The organism is Chromohalobacter sp. 11-W (assembly GCF_029889905.1).
GTDB lineage: Bacteria > Pseudomonadota > Gammaproteobacteria > Pseudomonadales > Halomonadaceae > Chromohalobacter.
The window spans coordinates 1-2,028 of record NZ_JARANZ010000022.1; the positions used below are offsets into that span (position 1 = coordinate 1).

At 56.7% G+C, this 2,028-nt stretch carries 1 tRNA gene and 1 rRNA gene; both read left to right on the plus strand.

Annotated features, from left to right (window positions below):
• Window positions 1–215: 215 nt before the first annotated feature.
• Window positions 216–1,755 (plus strand): 16S ribosomal RNA (locus OP494_RS17045).
• 100 nt (window positions 1,756–1,855) lie between these two features.
• Window positions 1,856–1,932, plus strand: a tRNA-Ile gene (locus OP494_RS17050).
• The last annotated feature ends 96 nt before the right edge of the window (window positions 1,933–2,028 follow it).

Genomic DNA, 2,028 nt, shown 5'->3' on the forward strand with positions numbered 1-2,028 from the left:
TACGCCTTCCTTGCGAGGCGGCCCATCGGGCCAACGCAAGCCGCTCCGCTCTTGTATATCGAGCCCGGAGCCGCTCTTTAACAAACGATCAGGTAATTCATGTGGGCGTTTGCTCAGGTAGGGGTGCCAGTCACGACCTATCAAGGCAAACGACTCGTCAAGAGACGTTTTAGTCTTGAACCAAGTTTGGTCCGCTCAACGGACTATCAGACTTTCAACTGAAGAGTTTGATCATGGCTCAGATTGAACGCTGGCGGCAGGCCTAACACATGCAAGTCGAGCGGAAACGATCCTAGCTTGCTAGGAGGCGTCGAGCGGCGGACGGGTGAGTAACGCATAGGAATCTACCCAGTCGTGGGGGATAACCTGAGGAAACTCAGGCTAATACCGCATACGTCCTACGGGAGAAAGCGGGGGCTCTTCGGACCTCGCGCGATTGGATGAGCCTATGTCGGATTAGCTAGTTGGTAAGGTAACGGCTTACCAAGGCGACGATCCGTAGCTGGTCTGAGAGGATGATCAGCCACACCGGGACTGAGACACGGCCCGGACTCCTACGGGAGGCAGCAGTGGGGAATATTGGACAATGGGCGAAAGCCTGATCCAGCCATGCCGCGTGTGTGAAGAAGGCTTTCGGGTTGTAAAGCACTTTCAGCGGGGAAGAAGGCTTGTCGGTCAATACCCGGCAAGAGCGACATCACCCGCAGAAGAAGCACCGGCTAACTCCGTGCCAGCAGCCGCGGTAATACGGAGGGTGCAAGCGTTAATCGGAATTACTGGGCGTAAAGCGCGCGTAGGCGGCGTGTCACGCCGGGTGTGAAAGCCCCGGGCTCAACCTGGGAACGGCATCCGGAACGGGCAGGCTAGAGTGCAGGAGAGGAAGGTAGAATTCCCGGTGTAGCGGTGAAATGCGTAGAGATCGGGAGGAATACCAGTGGCGAAGGCGGCCTTCTGGACTGACACTGACGCTGAGGTGCGAAAGCGTGGGTAGCAAACAGGATTAGATACCCTGGTAGTCCACGCCGTAAACGATGTCGACTAGCCGTTGGGTCCCTTGAGGACTTAGTGGCGCAGTTAACGCGATAAGTCGACCGCCTGGGGAGTACGGCCGCAAGGTTAAAACTCAAATGAATTGACGGGGGCCCGCACAAGCGGTGGAGCATGTGGTTTAATTCGATGCAACGCGAAGAACCTTACCTACCCTTGACATCCTGCGAGCCCGGAAGAGATTCCGGGGTGCCTTCGGGAGCGCAGAGACAGGTGCTGCATGGCTGTCGTCAGCTCGTGTTGTGAAATGTTGGGTTAAGTCCCGTAACGAGCGCAACCCTTGTCCCTATTTGCCAGCGATTCGGTCGGGAACTCTAGGGAGACTGCCGGTGACAAACCGGAGGAAGGTGGGGACGACGTCAAGTCATCATGGCCCTTACGGGTAGGGCTACACACGTGCTACAATGGCCGGTACAAAGGGTTGCGAAAGCGCGAGCTGAAGCTAATCCCGAAAAGCCGGTCTCAGTCCGGATCGGAGTCTGCAACTCGACTCCGCGAAGTCGGAATCGCTAGTAATCGTGCATCAGAATGGCACGGTGAATACGTTCCCGGGCCTTGTACACACCGCCCGTCACACCATGGAAGTGGACTGCACCAGAAGTGGTTAGCTTAACCTTCGGGAGAGCGATCACCACGGTGTGGTTCATGACTGGGGTGAAGTCGTAACAAGGTAGCCGTAGGGGAACCTGCGGCTGGATCACCTCCTTAAACGACCGCGCATCCCCCTGGGTAAGCGCTCACAATGAATTACCTGATCGCGCAGAGCAACGACTGTGGAATGGCTGCATGAAGTCGCCCAGTGACCAACGGGTCTGTAGCTCAGTTGGTTAGAGCGCACCCCTGATAAGGGTGAGGTCGGCAGTTCGAGTCTGCCCAGACCCACCATCTCTCGCTCAGTTAGTTAGAGCGCACCCCTTGGGGTGAAATAAAGAGAGGGTGAGGTCGCCGGGTTTTATTCAAGTCTGCCCAGACCCACCAATT